The sequence below is a fragment of the Rhodococcus sp. 14-2483-1-2 genome (assembly GCF_002259405.1).
Taxonomy (GTDB): domain Bacteria; phylum Actinomycetota; class Actinomycetes; order Mycobacteriales; family Mycobacteriaceae; genus Rhodococcoides.
In genome coordinates, this window is the sequence record NZ_NPFW01000006.1 from 45,407 (window position 1) to 63,844 (window position 18,438).

Here is an 18,438-nt window from a genome sequence, read left to right on the forward strand (position 1 = left end):
CGACTCTACGCTCGGCGTCGGACACTTCGTCCGTGAACCGGCGTCACCCGAAGACGAGTGCCAGGACCACCGATGCCGAGGTGGCAGCGATGGCGATGACGATGGTCGCCGCTATCGCGCGCTGCCGCACGGAGCGGTAGCTCGCGCCCGTCCGAGCACCGTCGTCATCGGCATCGTCGGAATCGCCGTCCACGTCGTAGAAGTCGTCGGAATCAAGACCGTCCTCGTCGAAGTAGACGACATCTCGCGGCGGCACCCATTGCTGGCCGTTGGCCTCGATCGCGGCTCCGAGCCGCGCCAGCCGTATCCGAGCGCGGGTGGGATACCAATCGGAGGGCGCGTGAATGGGCAGGGCCTGCGCCATCGTCAGGGGCGATCTGTACTGCTTTTCCAGGGCGGCGAACGCAGCGGACGCCGTGGGATCGTCGTCGGACTTGTCGGTGAGGAACCACGCCGCTCCGGCCGCCGCACGATCGCCGAGCACCAGATACGTGTACGCGAGCAATTCGAGAATGCCGGGCGACGTCGGGTTGCGAACCAAGGCACCGACCAGCCGATCTCGAGCAGCGATGCTGTCTCCGCGCGCAAGATCCTCCTGCGCTCGATCGATCACGTCCACGCGTCGACAATAACTCGTGCACACGAAAAAGCCCCTGCCGGCCGACCGGAAGGGGCTTTCATCGTGCTTGTCGATCCAACACCGTGGTGGCCAGGGCCGGGATCGAACCGGCGACCTTCCGCTTTTCAGGCGGACGCTCGTACCAACTGAGCTACCTGGCCGGGCGGCACCGGTGAAACAATGCCATCGCAATGTCGGTACTTCCGCACCGATGTTGCGACCCTGACGGGACTCGAACCCGCGACCTCCGCCGTGACAGGGCGGCGCGCTAACCAACTGCGCCACAGGGCCTTGCTGTTGTTGCCGCGCTATTTCTAGCGCAGTAACTCTCCGAACTGCAAATCCGCATCTCGCCGTGAAGCGAAAAGAAGAATGCTGTACTGCCGACCGGATTGTCAATCCGATCTTTTCCTACGTACCCCCTACGGGATTCGAACCCGCGCTACCGCCTTGAAAGGGCGGCGTCCTAGGCCGCTAGACGAAGGGGGCCCGCCGAACTGCTTCGACGTTACCCTCAACGGCGTTCCGTTGGGAGCTGGGATAGCTTAGGACACTTTCGCTGTAAATCTCAAACCGGCAGGTCAGAGGCGGTTTTCGCACAGTTTTCGCCGTAGTGCTCCCACCCGTGCAGTTTGAATTCCGCGAGCCAACGCTCCGACGCCATGGCGAGCAGTACGACTTCCACGGACTCCTCGAAACGCTCGCGCAGATCCGCGTTGTCGGCCACCAGATCCGACATGTAGCGCTGACCCGCCATCGACGCGGCGAGCACTCGCACGAACTTGGCCGCATCGAACTCCGGCTTGAGGTCGCCCATCGCCAGCGCACGCTCGGCCTGAGCGAGCCCTTGAGCGCCCCAGACGCGACCGCCACCCGAATGAACCTCCGCATAGAACTCCGGCTCGACGATCAGCCGGAACTCGGCACGCACGATCACGTCGTTCTGGAAGTTCTGCGCGATGTCGTCCACGATCCCGCGTACGACGTAGAACGGGTGTGCGGTGGTGTCCGCCCACTTCTCCGTGATGGCGACGTACCGATCCAGTCCCGCTCCGAGCACAGCTCGGGCCAGATCTTCCTTCGACTGGAAATGGAAGTACATCGCACCCTTGGTGGCATTGGAGCCCTCCAAGATGGTGTTGACGGATGCCGCTGCGTATCCACGCTTGGCGAACTCCGCCGCCGCCGCCTCTACGATGGCCGCCCGGGTCCGCCGTGCGCGCTCTTGTTGTGCCATTTACTCCGTGCCTCCGAGCCCCAAGCGCCCTGCGTATCCGCAGGTAGTACAGATAGAGAGTACTTCACCCGAACGACATACGAGTCGACTCACCTACGGTTCGCTTCGACACACACACCCGACCGAAAAATCGGTTAGGCAACCGAAACAAGCCGGATGGTATGATCTGCGCGGCTCGAGTGCGCTGCAGGGGGTGCGCACTCGAGTCGCTTTCTGCCGGGCCCGCAACCGCAGGCGAACCGGCACTTCGTCGGACCTTCCTGGACCGAATCGCGCACCGATCGACTCACCTTCGGCGTTGCCCGAGCCGCAGACGAGTTCCCCGAACCGGACGGTCGACACACCGTCCACACCACCGCGGGAACCCGACCTGCATTCGGTTGAAAACCGAATTACATTTCGCGGTAACGCATCTCGAGTCCCGATTGTTTCGCTTTGCTCGTTAGCGTTTCAAATCTACTGCTCACCAACCGAATACACCGAGACGGTCGAGAAGCATCGGCCAAATCCATTGCCCGATAAACGATATGAGAAAGACCGGTCGGTAACGGTTTCGACACGTTCCCAGCCTTGCCCCTAGATCGCGTCCGTCCTGAATTACTGTGAAATGCATCACATCGGGAGTTCTGCCGATCGGAAGCGAGTGACTGCCATGAAGGTATCGATCCGCGCATGTCGTTCCATCACAACCTTGTTCGCGGTGGGCGTGCTCGCTCTGTCGACAACCGGCACCGCGGCCGCAGATCCCCTGGGCAACTTCGTGGCCCCCGTCGCCGATCCGGCTCTGTATCTACCCACCCCGCTGGGCGAGCCCTGGTTCGATCCACCCGCAGGCTACGAACAGCAACCTCCCGGAGCGGTGCTGGCGACCCGACGGGTGACCGTCGGACCGCTGTTCACGCCGGTCGTCTCGACCCAAATCCTGTTCCGTACCAACGATTCCAAGGATCGTCCGGTCGCGGGTGTCACTACGGTCATCGTGCCCTCGGCCCCATGGACGGGACCCGGGAGTCGGCCGGTGGTCGCGTACAACATGGCCATCGACTCACTCGGAAACACCTGCGCTCCGTCGTGGACCCTCCCCCGCGGCATTGCACCGGAGATCGTTCCGGTACAGTCGTTCCTGGCGAAGAACTATGCCGTCGTCGTCACCGATCATCAGGGGCCGCGGCAGGGATACGCGGCGGGACCGATGGCGGGCCACGCCATCCTGGACGCCCTCCGCGCGATGGTGAAACTGCCCGAACTGGGCCTGCCTGCGGAGTCTCCGATCGCCGCGACGGGATATTCCGGAGGTGCCATCGCTTCCGGATGGGCCGCGCAGCTGGCTCCCACCTACGCCCCGGACGTGAATCTCGTCGGCGTGGCGTTCGGCGGTGCACCCACCGACTACCGCATTCTGCTGCGTTCTCTCAACGGAACGGTGGGGTCGACACTGTTCCTGTCGGCCACGCTCGGAGTCGCCCGAGAGTATCCCGAGATGTTCTCGTTGATGAACGCCAACGGTCTGCGCTTGGCCACCATCGCCAAGGACATGTGCATCTATCTGACCGCACCGGGCGGCCTGGTGGCACCCATCCCGGCACAGGCGCTGTCGGACATTCCGAACGTGGACCGGACACCGATCGCCGAACAGATCATCGCGTCGACCCGCATGGGTGGAGACAAGACACCGACCGTTCCCGTCTTCATCTATCACGGACAACAGGAGTTCTGGATTCCCAAGGAGGGAGTCGAGACCCTCTACGACGAATGGTGCGCTCAGGGTGCGAACGTGAGACTCGAGGAGTATCTCGGTGAGCACCTGATCGTCGCACTCAGCGGCATTCCGGGCGCGTACGCCTGGATCGACGACCGCCTGGCCGGTATTCCGGTGCCGAGCGGGTGCAGCAGCTTCGGACGTTGACCGGTCGGCACCACTGCCGGGGGTACTGCCCGCCGGCGCCGCGCGGCCCATTACACTTTCGAGCCGCGCCCCTATAGCTCAGTTGGTAGAGCTACGGACTTTTAATCCGCAGGTCGTAGGTTCGAGTCCTACTGGGGGCACCACACACCGTCCTGGTAACAGTGATCACTCCTGTCCGGAACGTACACTCGGAAGTAACGATCGGCCGAGACAGAGCGACGTGCAGGGGGAACTGCAGCGTTCGTGAACTCGCGAAGGCCGGCCGGAGGATCGGCGCTCCGGGGGCACGTCGCGTCGATCGACACCGAACATCACGACCGCCGGAACAGCAAGTGAACAGGCGCAACGAGGTTCACACCGAACCTACGGTGCCGTAAGCTGGACCGGTCGTACGCAATCTATGGAGGCGATCTAATGGCGAGGGATCTGACACAGCTCGAGCTTCTGCAAGAGCTGGTGCCCACTGCCGAGGACAATGTGAACCGTCACATTTCGATGGCGCGGGAGTGGCACCCTCACGACTACGTCCCGTGGGACGAAGGTCGCAACTTCGCCGCACTCGGCGGCCAGGACTACGACCCGGAGCAGTCCAAGCTCTCCGACGTCGCACAGGCCGCGATGATCACCAACCTGCTCACCGAGGACAACCTGCCGTCCTACCACCGTGAGATCGCCGAGAACTTCTCCCAGGACGGTGCCTGGGGAACCTGGGTCGGTCGATGGACCGCCGAGGAGAACAGGCACGGCATCGTCATGCGCGACTACCTCGTCGTCACCCGCGGCGTCGATCCCGTCGCCCTCGAAGAGGCCCGGATGATCCACATGACCAACGGGTTCGCTTCACCGGCAGGGTCGCAGACCGGTTTGCTGCACTCCGTCGCGTACGTGACCTTCCAGGAACTCGCGACGCGCGTCTCGCACCGCAACACCGGCAAGGTCTGCGACGACCCGATCGCCGACCGCATGCTCCAGCGCATCGCCGCCGACGAGAACCTGCACATGATCTTCTACCGCAACATCACCGGCGCGGCGATGGACATCGCACCCGACCAGACCCTCGACGCGGTCTCCGACATCGTGACGAACTTCGTCATGCCGGGCGCGGGGATGCCGAACTTCCGCCGCAACGGTGTGCTGATGGCCAAGCACGGCATCTACGACCTGCGTCAGCACCTCGAGGACGTCGTCTGGCCGGTGCTGCGCAAGTGGAGCGTGTTCGAGCGCAACGACTTCACCGCACGCGGTGAGAACAAGCGCGAAGAACTCGCCGCGTTCCTCGAAGACCTCGAGCGGCAGGCCACCAAGTTCGAGGAGATGCGCGATCGCTCCCTCGCCCGCGAACGCGCAAAGGCCGAAGCACGCGCGTCGTAAGCTCAGATCGGCTGGTGTGCCCGGTACCGACTTCGGTGCCGGGCACCACTGTTTTCCGGCGTCACCGTTCTCGGCCCACCTTCATCACCACGATCACGTTCCCTCCGTTCCAAAGGCTTCCCTCATGACACTGCAGATCGGCTCGCTGGAGTTGCGCAGCCCCGTCGTCCTCGCACCGATGGCCGGCGTCACCAATGTGGCGTTCCGCACCCTGTGCAGGGAGCAGGAGTTGGAGAGGGCAGGCAGTACCTCGGGTCTGTACGTGTGCGAGATGGTCACGGCGCGCGCGCTCGTCGAACGGCAGCCGGCCACGATGCACATGACGACCTTCGGCCCCACCGAGACTCCACGGTCGTTGCAGCTCTACACCGTCGATCCGGACACCACGTACGCCGCGGCGAAGATGATCGTCGACGACGATCTGGCCGACCACATCGACATGAACTTCGGCTGCCCGGTTCCGAAGGTCACCCGAAAGGGCGGCGGTGCTGCGCTGCCCTACAAGCGGAACCTGTTCGGCCGCATCGTCGCTGCTGCGGTCAAGGCGACCGAGGGCACCGACATTCCCGTCACCGTCAAGTTCCGCGTCGGCATCGACGAGAACCACCACACTCACCTCGACGCAGGTCGAATCGCCGCCGACGAGGGCGCGGCGGCAGTGGCACTGCACGCCAGAACGGCCTCACAGCGTTACTCCGGCACCGCCGACTGGAACGAGATCGCTCGACTCAAGGAACATGTCTCCTGCATCCCGGTACTGGGCAACGGTGACATCTTCTCGGCGTCCGACGCGGTCCGCATGATGGCGGAGACCGGGTGCGACGGCGTCGTCGTCGGGCGAGGTTGCCTCGGCAGGCCCTGGCTGTTCGCCGAACTCAGCGCTCGCCTGAACGGCCGCCCCGAGCCCGTTCCCCCCACCCTCGGCGAGGTGGCCACGATCATCGCTCGCCACGCCGAGTTGCTGGCGCAGCATCACGGGGAGAAGAAGGGCCTGCGCGAGTTGCGCAAGCACGTCTCCTGGTACCTGCGCGGGTTTCCCGCGGGATCAGACCTCCGAGTGTCGATGGCGTTGGTGTCCACTCTCTCGGAACTGGACGACCTTCTGGCGCAACTCGATCCGACCGTTCCGTTTCCCAAGGACGCCGAAGGTCCCCGTGGTCGGCAGGGCTCGCCTGGCGCGGTGTCGCTGCCCGACGGTTGGCTCGACGATCCGGAGGACGTCTGTGTCCCCGCCGGTGCCGACCTGATGCATTCCGGCGGCTGATTCGCAGCTGACCAGCCGCCCACCTCGCACGAGTGGACCATGCCGCTCGAGTCAGTACTATGGCTGGGATTGCCGAGAAGGCAGCGCGTGCGTGTGATGGAAGGCCAGGTTCGAATTCGTGGGAGACGATCGAGAGTCGGGCCCGTCTGTGCCCGAGGGTCGCGCCCCATGGGAGCGCCCGCTGTCCTCAATCAGACAACCCGGCGCAATCGGACGATCCGGACAGCGCCCACCGCGCTCCGAACGCTCCGCGACACCGGATCCGGAGCAGCCGCCGCAGCCCGGAGACAGCGGCAGGCTCGGTAAACGATCGCCGCGTAACGCCGACACCGTCTCGGTGGCCGAGTTGGTGGACAAGATGTCGCGCTCCGGATCGATGCGGCGGGTGCCGGCCGAGCGTCCCGACGCCGAAGAGCCGACCGAGATCATCGCCCCCATCACCGAGTCCACTCCCCCACCTGCCCGAACGGTGCCGCCGACCCCGGTGCCGCATGCGGCACCGGAACCGGTGGGTGCGCCCGCAACGGATCGCCCCGCTCTGACGCGGTTGGCGATGAGCCGGGTGCGTCGACGCCGTCGGGTGCGGATGATCGGCCGCAGCCTGGTCTCTCTCGTCGCGATCCTGGCGGTGGCCTTGACCGGAGTGGTGTGGGGATACCTACGCAACACCGATCAGGGATTTCTGCAGGTCGCCGCTCTCGATCCCGACTCGACCGACGTCGTCGACGCCGAAGGCCAATACGGCGACGAGACGTATCTGATCGTGGGCACCGACACCCGCACCGGGGCCAGCGGCGAGGTCGGTGCCGGCACCGTCGCCGACGCCGAGGGAGCCCGCTCGGACACGGTCATGCTGGTCAACATTCCGGCCGATCGCAGCCGCGTCGTCGCCGTCTCGTTCCCCCGCGACCTCGATGTCACGCGCCCCGAGTGCGAGCAGTTCGACAACGACACCAATACCTACACCGGGGAGATGTTCCCCGAGGCGTACGGCGACAAGCTCAACGCCACCTACGCCCTCGGCGGCCCGAAGTGCCTGGTCAAGACCATCCAGAAGATCTCGGGCCTGCGTATCGGACACTTCGTCGGGATGGACTTCGCCGGGTTCGAGTCCATGGTCGACGAGGTCGGAGGCGTAGAGGTCTGCACCGCGCAACCGCTGGTGGACTACGAATTGGGAGACGTCCTCCCCAACGTCGGAACGCAGCGCATCGACGGCCGAACCGCACTGAACTACGTTCGGGCGCGCAACGTCGAGTCCGAGGGCAACGGCGACTACGGCCGGATCAAGCGACAGCAGCGTTTCCTGTCGTCACTGCTGAGGTCTGCGCTCTCGAACAACGTGCTGCTCGATCCCGGCAAGCTCAACGGGTTCGTCAATGCTTTCACCTCGGACACCTTCGTGGAGAACGTCAAGACTCAGGACCTGGTGACGCTGGGACGCTCGCTGCAGAACGTGGACGCGGGTGCGGTCACCTTCCTGACCATCCCCACCACCGGCACCAACGATTACGGCAACGAGATCCCCAACGACGACGCAATCGGTGCGATCTTCCAGGCCATCATCGACGACGCTCCGCTGCCCGGTGAGGAACGCGCGGAGCCGGTGACACCCGACGTACCCGAACCTGCCGCCACACCCGACGCTCCGCTGTTGGCCGTCGATCCGGGAACCGTCTCCCTGCAGGTATCCAACGCATCGGACATCGCAGGCATGGCTCAGACGGCATCCGACGAACTTGCGACATACGGATTCCAGATCCTGACGGTCGGCAACTTCTCGGGTACCGCCGCCCAGACCGTGGTGCGCTACTCCCAGGATCAGGAGGCGGCTGCGGCGACGGTCGCGTCGGCGATCCCCGGCGCTGCCATCGAACTGGCACCGAGCCTGAACAATGTCGTCGAGGTCGTGCTGGGCTCGAACTATCCCGGATACACCCAGTTTCCGACGGCATTCGGTACCGAAATCGATCCCACCCAGGTGGAAGGAACCACCGAGAGCGCGCCCCTTCCGGAGGATCTCTCGTTCACCAACGCCGCCGACGACACGTGCGCCTGAGTTCATTCATGCTCCGTTAACCCTCGGGACAGGGAACTGGTCGGTGTGACCTACTAAACTTCGCTCATGCGCGTCGCCTACAACGAACAGATGAACGAGCTTGCCGATCTCCTCGGAGAGATGGCGAGCCTGGCTGGTGCGGCCATGGAAAAGGCCACTCAGTCCCTCCTTCAAGCAGACCTGGTGCTCGCCGAGCAGGTCATTTCCGAACACGACAGGATCACCGAGCTCAGCGCGGTGTGCGAGGAGAAGGCCTTCACGCTTCTCGCCCTGCAGGCTCCGGTCGCAGGCGATCTCCGTTCGGTGGTGGCCGGCATTCAGATCGTCGCCGACATCGACCGTATGGGCGCACTCGCACTGCACGTCGCCAAGATCACCCGTCGCAGGCACCCGAACCACGCCCTCCCCGAGGTCGTCAACGGGTACTTCGCCGAGATGGGTCGCCTCGCAGTTCAGATCGGCGCCTCGGCCCGTGAGGTCCTCGAGACCCGCGATCCCGAGCGCGCGGCGAAGCTGCAGGAGGAGGACGAGGCAATGGACGATCTGCACCGTCACCTCTTCACGGTGCTGATGGACCGCGAGTGGAGCCACGGAGTCGCTGCTGCAGTGGACGTGACCCTGCTCGGACGCTTCTACGAGCGGTTCGCCGATCATGCCGTCGAGGTCGGCCGTCGGGTGATCTTCCTGGTCACCGGCCAGCTTCCGGTCGACCTGCACCAGAACAACATTCCCACCTCGTAGAACCGCTCTTCGTCGAGTAGCGCTGCCCGGCAGCGCTACTCGACGACCTAATCAGGGCAAGCGCACAACGAGAGGAACCCCCGTCGAGCTTTCGCTCGACGGGGGTTCTCGCGTTCGTGTGTGGTTATCCGAAGCGACCGGAGATGTAGTCCTCGGTGGCCTTCTGCGTCGGATTGGAGAAGATCTTCTCGGTGTCGTCGATCTCGATGAGCTTGCCGGGCTTGCCGGTGGCCTCGAGGTTGAAGAAGCCGGTCTGATCGCTCACACGTGCGGCCTGCTGCATGTTGTGCGTGACGATCACGATCGTGAAGTCCTGCTTGAGTTCCTGGATCAGGTCCTCGATGGCGAGAGTGGAGATGGGGTCGAGGGCCGAGCACGGCTCGTCCATCAGCAGCACGTCGGGCGAGACGGCGATCGCGCGAGCGATGCACAGCCGCTGCTGCTGTCCGCCGGAGAGGCCGCCACCGGGCTTGTCGAGGCGGTCCTTGACCTCGTTCCAGAGGTTGGCACCCTTGAGCGAGCGCTCGGCGATCTCGTCGAGCTCCTTCTTGCCGCGGCCGCCCTGCAACTTCAGGCCGGCGACGACGTTGTCCCGGATCGACATCGTCGGGAACGGGTTGGGGCGCTGGAAGACCATGCCGATGGTGCGACGCACACCGACGGGGTCGACGCCGTTGCCGTAGATGTCCTCGCCGTCGAGCAGCACCGAACCTTCGACGCGCGCGCCGGGGGTGACCTCGTGCATGCGGTTGAGGGAACGCAGGACGGTCGACTTACCGCAGCCGGACGGTCCGATGAACGCGGTGACACTGCGCGGCGGGACGGCCAGAGTGACGTCGGAGACGGCATGGAACTTGCCGTAGTAGATGTTGACGTCTTTGAGATCGAGACGCTTTGCCATGTTCTTCGTTCCTTAGAATTCGCTGGAGTCGGGTGGGTCAGAAGTTCTTGGGCGAGAAGAACTTCGAGACCAACTTCGCGCCGATGTTGAGTATTGCGACGATCAGGATCAGCGTCAGGGCTGCTCCCCACATGCGCTCAGCGGTGAGCACGCCGGTTCCTGCTTTCTGCAGGTCGACCATCATGAGCGGCAGAGACGTCTGCGGCCCGGAGAAGATGTTGAAGTTGATGGCGGTGGCCGATCCCACCAGGATCAGCACCGGTGCCGTCTCACCCATCACGCGGGCCAGGGCGAGCATGATTCCGGTGACGATGCCGGACAGGGCCGTGGGGATGACGATCTTGGCGATGGTCTTCCACTTCGGCACACCGAGTGCGTAGGACGCCTCGCGCAGATCCTGGGGAACGATGCGCAGCATTTCCTCGGCCGAGCGCACGATCACGGGGATCATCAGGAGAACGAGAGCGAATGCGACGGCCACACCGGATCGCTGGAATCCGAAGGTGGCGATCCACAGCGCGTAGATGAACAGGGCCGCGACGATGGACGGCACACCGGTGAGGATGTCGACCATGAACGTGGTGACTCGGGCCAGTCGCGTGCCTACCCCGTACTCGACGAGGTAGATGGCGACGAAGATGCCGATCGGGATGGAGATGACGGCGCAGAACAGTCCTTGCAGGAGCGTTCCGACGATGGCGTGGTACGCACCGCCACCTGCGATGAACTGGGTGACGCCTGCTTGCGAGTTCTGCCACCAGGTGGGAGAGACCACTGCCGACAGGCCGCGGGAGACCACCGTGTACAGCACCCAGATGAGAGGCACGAGTGCGACGAGAACCGAGAGGCTCACGAGGATCGTCGCCGAGAGGTTGGACGCCTTACGCCGAGCGCTGACGCCCTGGAACGTGGGTTGCTTGACGGGCTTGTCCATCGTTGCGGTCATGGGTCAGTCCTTCTTTCCGGCGATGGCGGCGCGGGCACCGGCGTTGACGACGAAGGTGAGGATGAAGAGCACCAGACCTGCAGCGATGTAGGCGCCGGCTTGGAGCGGGTTGTTGAATTCGCCCGCGGCCAGCGCGATCTTCGTCGCAAACGTGGAACCGCCGTCGAACAGCGTTCCGCCGAAGGTTGCCTGAGTGCTGCGGATGATGATGTACAGCGCGATGGTCTCACCGAGTGCGCGACCGAGACCGAGCATGGAGCCGCTGACGTAACCGGACTTGCCGAACGGAATGACCGTGGTGCGCACGACCTCCCAGCGGGTGGCTCCGAGGGCGAGAGCTGCTTCGATCTGCCCCTTCGGCGTCTGCATGAAGACCTCGCGGGTGACTGCGGCGATGATCGGCAGGATCATGACCGCGAGCACGATGCCGCCGGTGAAGATGGTGCCGCCGCCGGCGATGGAGACCGAGCCGGTGCTGAAGAGCGGGAACCAGCTCAAGGACGAGTTCAGCCATTCCGCGAATGGGCTGATGGCGGGCGCGAGGACGTACAGGCCCCAGAGACCGAAGACGATCGATGGGACCGCGGCCAGCAGGTCGATGACGTAACCGAGCGGTCCCGCTACCCGCTTGGGAGCGTAATTCGTCAGGTAGATGGCGATGCCGAGTGCAACAGGCATCGCGAGGACGAGCGCGAACAGAGACACCGTGACGGTGACCAGGAACAGATCGAGAACACCGAACGCCATGGCCGAGGTGTTGGACGTGTCCCAGGCACCGTTGTAGGTCAGGAAGTTGACCGTGTTGTTCGACAGCGAGGGAATGGCACGCCAGACCAGGAAGATACCCACGGCGGCGATCAGGGCGATGATGAAGATACCCGAGCCCGTGGCGAGGCCGGAGAAGATCCGGTCACCGGGACGTGTGACGGTCCCCGATTTTTTCTTGTCTGACAATTGTGGTTCTTCCGGTTTGTGCGCGGAACCCGCGGAGGGCACGGTAGCCGCGGAGGGGACGCCGGTCATCGAGTGGGTGTCGCTCATACCGCTCACTGTCTCGTGTGGAGGTCGAGGACGGTCCTGCTTCGGCTCGCGTCACCACGAGCCGAAGCAGGATCACGTCTCATCTAATCAGGCGATTGCTTCGATGGCGGTGGTCAGACGTTCCTTGAAGGACTCGGGGAGCGGCACGTAGCCGGCTTCCTCGAGGCCCTGCTGACCTTCGTTGGCTGCGCTGAGCAGGAACGACTTGACTGCTGCCGAGGTCTCGGGGTCGTAGCCGGCCGAGCAGACGATCTCGTAGGTTGCGAGAACCAGCGGGTACGTCTCGGCTTCGTTGCTGGCGTACAGCGCATCGATGTCGATGACGAGGTCGTTGCCCTCACCGGAGAACGTTGCCGCGTCGATCGCTGCGGCAGCCGACTCGGTGGTGAGCTCGACCGGTCCGTTGCCGAAGTCGACTGCAGCCGTGCCCAGGTTCTCCTGGTCGGCGAAGCCCTTCTCGACGTAGGTGACCGAGCCGGGAGTAGCTGCCACGGCCTGGGCTACGCCCGAGGATCCGTTGGCACCTTCGCCGACGCCGCCTGCCCAGTCGGAGCTGTGGTCCAGGGTCCACGCCTCGGGAGCCGAAGCGGCCAGGAAGCGCTGGAAGTTGTCGCTGGTGCCCGAGGAATCGGACCGGTAGACCGGGGTGACCGCGGTGGACGGCAGTTCGACGCCCTCGTTGAGTGCGGCGATGGCGGGATCGTTCCAGGTGGTGATCTGGCCGGTGAACATGCGCGCGATGACGTCCGGATTCAGCGCAACGCTGTCGACGCCGTCGAGGTTGTAGGCCACTGCGACCGGGCCGAAGACCAGCGGCAGGTTCCATGCCGGGTTGCTGGCGCAGCGGGTGGCTGCCTCGGTTGCCTGCTCGTCCTTGATCGCGGAGTCGGACCCTGCGAAGTCGACCAGTCCGGCGACGAACTGCGTGCGGCCGTTGCCCGAGCCGCTGGTGGTGTACTCGACGGCCTTGCCGGCGCACACGCCGGAGTAGATCGAGGTGAAGTTGGACATTGCGTTCTGCTGCGCAGAAGAGCCTTCGCCGGTCAGCGGAGACTTGCCCTCGCAGGTAGCCGAGGATTCGGATGCGCCGTCCGTGGTGGCGACGTTCGCGTCGCTACCGCATGCGGTCAGCAACATGGCACTGATGGCCACTGCACTCATGAGAGCACCGTTGCGCTTGAGGTTCACCTGTTTCCTCCGGGGAATCTGTAGGCCGTGTCCACGGCTCGGACCTGATCGGCCGCGCTGTGACTGTGTGGGTGCCGGCTCCTCGAGAGAACCTCGCACCAGGCGGCGCTGGTTGCCACCCATGGAGAAAGGTAAGGGCAGGTGGTAGACGTTTACCCCCGCGCGGGTGAACGGAAGATGAACACCCTGGCCGATATGTCCGTTCAGCTACTGCGCGCGTATGCGGCGTCCACGTGGTAATTCTCGAAACCCAGCTTGGTGTACGTGTGCACGGCAGCGGTGTTGTCGGCCTCGACGTAGAGCATGATCTGGCCCAGTTCTCGACCGCGCAGGTAGTGCAGGCCGGCCAGCGTGAGCACTCGACCCAGACCACGCCCCTGCGACTGCGGGTCGATCCCGACCACGTACACCTCGCCGATGGCCGGTTCCGAACCCTCGGCCGGGTGGACCTTCGTCCAGTGAAAACCGAGGAGGCGGTCACTGCCCTCCTCGAAAGCCAGGAACAGACCTGCCGGATCGAACCACGATTCGTCTCGTCGCGCGTCGATGTCGCGATCGGTCCAGCCACCCTGTTCGGGGTGCCAGGAGAAGGCCGCATTGTTCACGCGCAGCAGCTCGGCATCGTCCTGATGCCCCCGATAGGTTCGAAGTGAAATACCTTCCGGCACAACGACATCCGGAAGATCGGGACCAGCAGACGCGCGACGCATCTGCAGCAACTCGCGAACCACCTGCAACCCGAGGCGCGCCGCGACGGCCTGCGCAGCCGGCAGGTTGCCGTGCGCCCAGATTCGAGTTTCGGAGCCGATATCGAGTGCGCGAGAAACCAATTCACGTCCGACGCCGCGACCGCGGGCCGAAGGATCGACGACGGCCTCGGCCATCCCGTCGGTGATTCCGACGTAGCCCACGACACGATCACCCTCGGTCGCCACGAGACGAACGACCTCGTCACCGTCGTCGACGGCCTTCACGGCCTGCTCCGACAAGGGCGCAGTACCGTCGACTTCCGTTGCACGGGAAAGAATTTGATGAACCTCGTAGGACACACGGGAAGACGGTGCGCCGCCGTCGGTCGAATGGACGTCGAACGCAGGATCCGAACTCATCTACGAGAGAGTACTCTCTTGCTCGAACTCGAAATCCGCATCGTCGGAATCCCCACCGGCAGCGTCCGAGGCCACCGGTCCGCCCTTGGCGTTGCGCGCCGGCCGAACAGCCTTGTAGCCCACGTTTCGCACCGTCCCGATGAGCGACTCGTATTCGGTACCGAGCTTGGCGCGGAGGCGTCGGACATGGACGTCGACGGTGCGCGTTCCACCGAAGAAGTCGTAGCCCCAGACTTCCTGGAGGAGCTGGGCGCGAGTGAAGACGCGGCCCGCATGCTGAGCCAGATACTTCAGCAGCTCGAATTCCTTGTAGGTCAGATCGAGTGGACGACCTCGCAGCCGTGCGGTGTAGGTGCCCTCGTCGATGACCAGTTCGCCGAGCGTGATCTTGCCCGAGGTCTCCGGGCTGGCAACTCCCCCACTACGGCCGACCAGCAACCGCAGTCGCGCGTCGAGCTCGGCGGGGCCGGTACCGGGGAGCAGGATGTCGTCGAGCCCCCAGTCGGAATTCACCGCGACGAGCCCGCCCTCGGTGAGCACCGCGACGACCGGGATGGCCGAGCCGGTACTTCCCAACAGGCGACACAGACCGCGGGCAGCAGCCAGGTCGGTGCGGGCGTCGACCAGTGCGATGTCTGCCGAACCGGCTTCGAGAAGCGAGGACACCTCGGTGGGTACCGGGCGTACGTGATGCGCCAGGAGAGCAAGGGACGGCAGAACGCCCTCCGGATTGGGATCGGAGGTCAGTAGTAGGAGCTCCACTGCGTCTCCATTCTTACTGCTGGCCGGTCCAGCCCAGGCTGGATTCGAGTGATCGTCAAGGACACAGACTAGCTTGTCCGTACAACCGGCCGAAGAGGGCAGTACGCGATCCGTCGGTCACAATGGACCGGTGCGCACACTTCTCATCGGACTCGCCAGCCTGCTGGCCCTCGCGCTCGTGGTGGATTTCGGCGCTGCGGCCTACTCGGAGTACCGAGTCTCCCGCGCGATCCGTGCCGGCGGCGAGCTCACCTCCGACCCTCAAGTGATCGTGCACGGCTTCCCGTTCCTCACCCAGGCGGCGGACGGCCGCTACCAGAACATCGAGATTCGAGCCCAGGACGTGCCGACCGAGTACGTCGGCTCGACGACGATCGAGGCCAATCTTCGCGGCGTGCACATCGAGCTGTCCGACCTGATCGACAACAACGTTCGGGCGATCCCGGTGGACGAACTCGACGGCCGCGTCCGTATCGAGGCGACGGACCTCGGCCGGTTCCTCGGCATCGTCGACCTGCAGGTTTCCGCGCCGCCGGCCGACAAGTCGGACGGTACCGGCGGTTCCGGTGGGTCGGGCAAGACCACGACCGGGGGCGTCGTGCTGACCGGAACGGTTCCGGTCGGCCCCCTCGAAACGACCGTGAGCGTCCAGGCCGACCTGTTGCTCGAAGGGGACGGCGTCGCCATCGTCGCGTCGGACTTCTATTTCGGCCCGGAGGGTCAAGCGGACTTCACGATTCCCGATTTCGCCAAGCCCACGGTGCTCGGTCTGTTCACCAGGACCATCGAGCGTCAGAGCCTGCCCTTCGGACTCCTGCCGACGGACGTCTACGCGGAGGGCTCGCAGATCGTCATCGAGGGCTCGGGCGAGAACGTGACCATCGACCTCAACGAGATCGAAAAGCCGTGACAGGGATCACAGTTCTGGTCGTCGTGGCGATCCTTGCCGTCGCTACCGGATTGTTCCTCCGCAGCCGATCCGGTGCCGTGCGGGCCGTACGGAACACCGACTCCGAGACCGACGCTCTGCACCCGCTCCTGCTCGACGCGGGTGCCACGACCGACGTCGCGACCGTCCTGCACTTCTCGGCGGACTGGTGCGGACCGTGTGCGGCCGTGCGACGCGTCGTCCAGCAGGTATTGAACGATCGAAGCGATGCCCGGGAGCTCGAACTCGACATCGACGCCCATCCGATCCTCGCCCGCGAACTGGGCGTGCTGTCACTGCCCACGACTTTTGTCCTCGACACCCGATTGCAACGACGCTCCAGAATCGCGGGTGTGCCGTCCGCGGCGGCGCTACGGTCGGCGCTCGACGCTCTGTGACCTCGCCTCTTCGGACCGGCGGTAGGACGCGCCGCTGGTAGAGGGTACGATGCTCTTCGTGTTCTCCCGCCGCGAGCTGATGCTCACCAGTCGTCGCACAGTTGATCTGTGCCGACTGGGCGGTTGTTGCTGTCGCTGCTGCTGATTTCCTTCTGCCGCCACGCCCATGCGTGATGTACGGCCCGATGATCGAAATCCACGTCCGAGCACTGCCGATGCGGCGTGCCCCGGCTTCGCACAGGAGTACCTCTCGATGTCGACACCCGACACCCGGATCACCACCCCCACTGCCACGATCGACCAGGTGGACGTTCGTGGTCCGCGCTTCGCAGCGTGGATCACCACCGCCGTTCTGGTCGTCGTTCTCCTCCTGACCACGTTCTCTGTCCCCGCGGCGGCAATCCTGCTCGGGCTACAGGCGATCGTCTTCGGAATCGGAGCCGTCCGCGGACCCAAGCGCAGTCCGTACGGCACGATCTACGCGACATTCGTCGCACCGCGCCTCTCCCCCACCAGCGAACGTGAGCCGGTGGCACCGTTGAAATTCGCTCAACTGGTGGGCTTCGTGTTCGCCGCCGCAGGAGTTGTCGGCTTCGCGCTCGGCGCTCCGGTCGTCGGCACCGTGGCGGCAGGCTTCGCGTTGTTCGCAGCCTTCCTCAATGCCGCGTTCGCGGTCTGCCTCGGCTGCATGATCTATCCCCTCGCCGCGCGACTGCGCACCACTGCTTGACCCTCACCGATCCGTAAAGAAAGACCGAAAGGAACACCATGGCTCGCTCCGACGTCCTGGTCTCTGCCGACTGGGCCGAGCAGAACCTGAACGCACCGAAGACCGTCTTCGTCGAGGTCGACGAAGACGCAAGCGCCTACGACGGCGGACACATCGAAGGTGCGGTCAAGCTCGACTGGCGCAAGGACCTGCAGGACGCGGTTCGCCGCGACTTCCTCAATCAGGAACAGTTCTCGGACCTGTTGTCGGCCAAGGGCATCAGCAACGACGACACCATCGTCCTGTACGGCGGGAACAACAACTGGTTCGCTGCCTACGCCTACTGGTACTTCAAGCTGTACGGACACAAGGACGTCAAGCTCATCGACGGTGGCCGCAAGAAGTGGGAACTCGACGGCCGCGCGCTGTCCAAGGACGTCGTCAGCCGTGAGACCACGCAGTACCGCGCCGAGGCACCCGACCTGTCGATCCGCGCGTTCCGCGACGAGGTCATCGACGCCATCGGCAACAAGAATCTGATCGACGTCCGTTCGCCCGACGAATTCTCGGGCAAGATCCTCGCCCCCGCTCACCTGCCGCAGGAGCAGGCTCAGCAGCGTGGCCACGTGCCGTCCGCGATCAACATCCCGTGGAGCACCACCGCCAACGAGGACGGCACGTTCAAGTCCGACGAAGCGCTCGAAGAGCTGTACAAGACCAAGGGCTACGACGACAGCAAGGCCACCATCGCCTACTGCCGCATCGGTGAGCGTTCGAGCCACACCTGGTTCGTCCTCAAGGAGCTTCTGGGCAAGGAAGACGTCAAGAACTACGACGGCAGCTGGGTCGAATACGGCTCTCTCGTCGGAGCACCCATCGAGCTGGAGGTTCACTGATATGTGTGGAGCACCCGTACAAGGCCAGACCATCCCCGCAGGCGTCGACGTCGAGAAGGAAACGGTCATCACCGGCCGTGTCCTCGCCGGCGACGGTGAGCCGGTAGCAGGGGCTTTCGTGCGTCTGCTCGACGGCAGCGGCGAATTCACCGCAGAGGTCGTTGCGTCGGGCACCGGTGATTTCCGGTTCTTCGCCGCTCCCGGACAGTGGACGCTGCGCGCACTGTCGGCATCGGGCAACGGCGACACCGTCATCGCTCCCGAGGGCGCAGGCGTGCACTCGGCGAACGTCACCGTCGGAGTCTGATCCGACCCGCTCGCATCGAACGAGACAAGAACCCCGCACCTGCTCGCAGGTGCGGG

18 protein-coding genes and 4 tRNA genes are annotated in these 18,438 nt (G+C 64.6%); 11 read left to right on the forward strand and 11 right to left on the reverse strand.

Annotation, left to right across the window (positions count from 1 at the left end):
* Positions 1-43: 43 nt before the first annotated feature.
* The 5 genes from CH295_RS03835 to CH295_RS03855 form a co-directional block, all read right to left on the reverse strand.
* On the reverse strand, positions 44-619 hold the full coding sequence (locus CH295_RS03835) for a DUF6584 family protein (RefSeq protein WP_094739835.1): 576 nt from the start codon (positions 617-619) through the stop codon (positions 44-46).
* A gap of 84 nt (positions 620-703) precedes the next feature.
* Positions 704-780 (reverse strand) — tRNA-Phe (locus tag CH295_RS03840).
* A 56-nt stretch (positions 781-836) separates the two neighbouring features.
* Positions 837-910: transfer RNA gene (locus CH295_RS03845), tRNA-Asp, on the reverse strand.
* Positions 911-1,035: 125 nt separating this feature from the next.
* Positions 1,036-1,108, reverse strand: a tRNA-Glu gene (locus tag CH295_RS03850).
* Between the two features lie 79 nt (positions 1,109-1,187).
* Positions 1,188-1,856, reverse strand: coding sequence for a TetR family transcriptional regulator (locus tag CH295_RS03855; protein WP_037187463.1), 669 nt, complete (start codon positions 1,854-1,856; stop codon positions 1,188-1,190).
* A 652-nt stretch (positions 1,857-2,508) separates the two neighbouring features.
* Here CH295_RS03855 and CH295_RS03860 point away from each other — a divergent pair.
* The 6 genes from CH295_RS03860 (at position 2,509) to phoU (ending at position 9,197) form a co-directional block, all read left to right on the forward strand.
* Positions 2,509-3,762: a lipase family protein gene (locus CH295_RS03860; RefSeq protein ID WP_094739836.1), complete on the forward strand. Its 1,254-nt coding sequence runs from the start codon at positions 2,509-2,511 to the stop codon at positions 3,760-3,762.
* Between the two features lie 67 nt (positions 3,763-3,829).
* Positions 3,830-3,905 (forward strand) — tRNA-Lys (locus tag CH295_RS03865).
* A gap of 271 nt (positions 3,906-4,176) precedes the next feature.
* On the forward strand, positions 4,177-5,133 hold the full coding sequence (locus CH295_RS03870) for an acyl-ACP desaturase (protein WP_068283329.1): 957 nt from the start codon (positions 4,177-4,179) through the stop codon (positions 5,131-5,133).
* 124 nt (positions 5,134-5,257) lie between these two features.
* Positions 5,258-6,397, forward strand: coding sequence for a tRNA dihydrouridine synthase DusB (dusB, locus tag CH295_RS03875; RefSeq protein ID WP_094739837.1), 1,140 nt, complete (start codon positions 5,258-5,260; stop codon positions 6,395-6,397).
* 118 nt (positions 6,398-6,515) lie between these two features.
* Positions 6,516-8,456: an LCP family protein gene (locus CH295_RS03880; RefSeq protein WP_094739838.1), complete on the forward strand. Its 1,941-nt coding sequence runs from the start codon at positions 6,516-6,518 to the stop codon at positions 8,454-8,456.
* Between the two features lie 66 nt (positions 8,457-8,522).
* Positions 8,523-9,197 (forward strand): phosphate signaling complex protein PhoU, encoded by a 675-nt coding sequence (phoU, locus tag CH295_RS03885; protein ID WP_037194620.1) that lies wholly within the window; start codon positions 8,523-8,525, stop codon positions 9,195-9,197.
* Positions 9,198-9,321: 124 nt separating this feature from the next.
* Here phoU and pstB read toward each other — a convergent pair whose 3' ends face one another.
* The 6 genes from pstB to CH295_RS03915 form a co-directional block, all read right to left on the reverse strand.
* Complete coding sequence (gene pstB / locus CH295_RS03890; protein WP_037194618.1) at positions 9,322-10,098, reverse strand: phosphate ABC transporter ATP-binding protein PstB; 777 nt, start codon at positions 10,096-10,098, stop codon at positions 9,322-9,324.
* A 37-nt stretch (positions 10,099-10,135) separates the two neighbouring features.
* Positions 10,136-11,044 carry a phosphate ABC transporter permease PstA gene (gene pstA / locus CH295_RS03895; protein WP_094739839.1) on the reverse strand — a complete coding sequence of 303 codons (909 nt, stop codon included), beginning with the start codon at positions 11,042-11,044 and terminating at the stop codon, positions 10,136-10,138.
* Positions 11,045-11,047: 3 nt separating this feature from the next.
* Positions 11,048-12,085, reverse strand: coding sequence for a phosphate ABC transporter permease subunit PstC (gene pstC, locus CH295_RS03900; RefSeq protein WP_094633023.1), 1,038 nt, complete (start codon positions 12,083-12,085; stop codon positions 11,048-11,050).
* A gap of 87 nt (positions 12,086-12,172) precedes the next feature.
* A complete protein-coding gene (gene pstS, locus CH295_RS03905; RefSeq protein WP_037194613.1) occupies positions 12,173-13,273 on the reverse strand; it encodes a phosphate ABC transporter substrate-binding protein PstS in 1,101 nt (366 codons plus the stop codon).
* A gap of 203 nt (positions 13,274-13,476) precedes the next feature.
* Positions 13,477-14,382, reverse strand: a complete 906-nt coding sequence (gene mshD / locus CH295_RS03910; RefSeq protein ID WP_094739840.1) for a mycothiol synthase — start codon at positions 14,380-14,382, stop codon at positions 13,477-13,479.
* Positions 14,383-15,144, reverse strand: a complete 762-nt coding sequence (locus tag CH295_RS03915; RefSeq protein ID WP_037194609.1) for a winged helix-turn-helix transcriptional regulator — start codon at positions 15,142-15,144, stop codon at positions 14,383-14,385. It lies immediately after the preceding gene.
* 130 nt (positions 15,145-15,274) lie between these two features.
* Here CH295_RS03915 and CH295_RS03920 point away from each other — a divergent pair, with 130 nt between their 5' ends.
* The 5 genes from CH295_RS03920 to CH295_RS03940 all read left to right on the forward strand — a co-directional run bounded on the left by CH295_RS03920 (position 15,275) and on the right by CH295_RS03940 (position 18,382).
* Complete coding sequence (locus tag CH295_RS03920; protein WP_037194774.1) at positions 15,275-16,054, forward strand: LmeA family phospholipid-binding protein; 780 nt, start codon at positions 15,275-15,277, stop codon at positions 16,052-16,054.
* Positions 16,051-16,470 (forward strand): thioredoxin family protein, encoded by a 420-nt coding sequence (locus CH295_RS03925; RefSeq protein WP_037194605.1) that lies wholly within the window; start codon positions 16,051-16,053, stop codon positions 16,468-16,470. The genes CH295_RS03920 and CH295_RS03925 overlap by 4 nt, the downstream gene beginning before the upstream one ends.
* A gap of 253 nt (positions 16,471-16,723) precedes the next feature.
* Positions 16,724-17,200, forward strand: coding sequence for a DUF4395 domain-containing protein (locus CH295_RS03930; protein ID WP_052048007.1), 477 nt, complete (start codon positions 16,724-16,726; stop codon positions 17,198-17,200).
* 38 nt (positions 17,201-17,238) lie between these two features.
* Positions 17,239-18,075, forward strand: coding sequence for a sulfurtransferase (locus tag CH295_RS03935; protein ID WP_037194603.1), 837 nt, complete (start codon positions 17,239-17,241; stop codon positions 18,073-18,075).
* Position 18,076: 1 nt separating this feature from the next.
* Entirely contained in the window at positions 18,077-18,382 is a 306-nt protein-coding gene (locus tag CH295_RS03940; protein WP_037194601.1) for a DUF1416 domain-containing protein, read from the forward strand.
* Positions 18,383-18,438 lie beyond the last annotated feature (56 nt).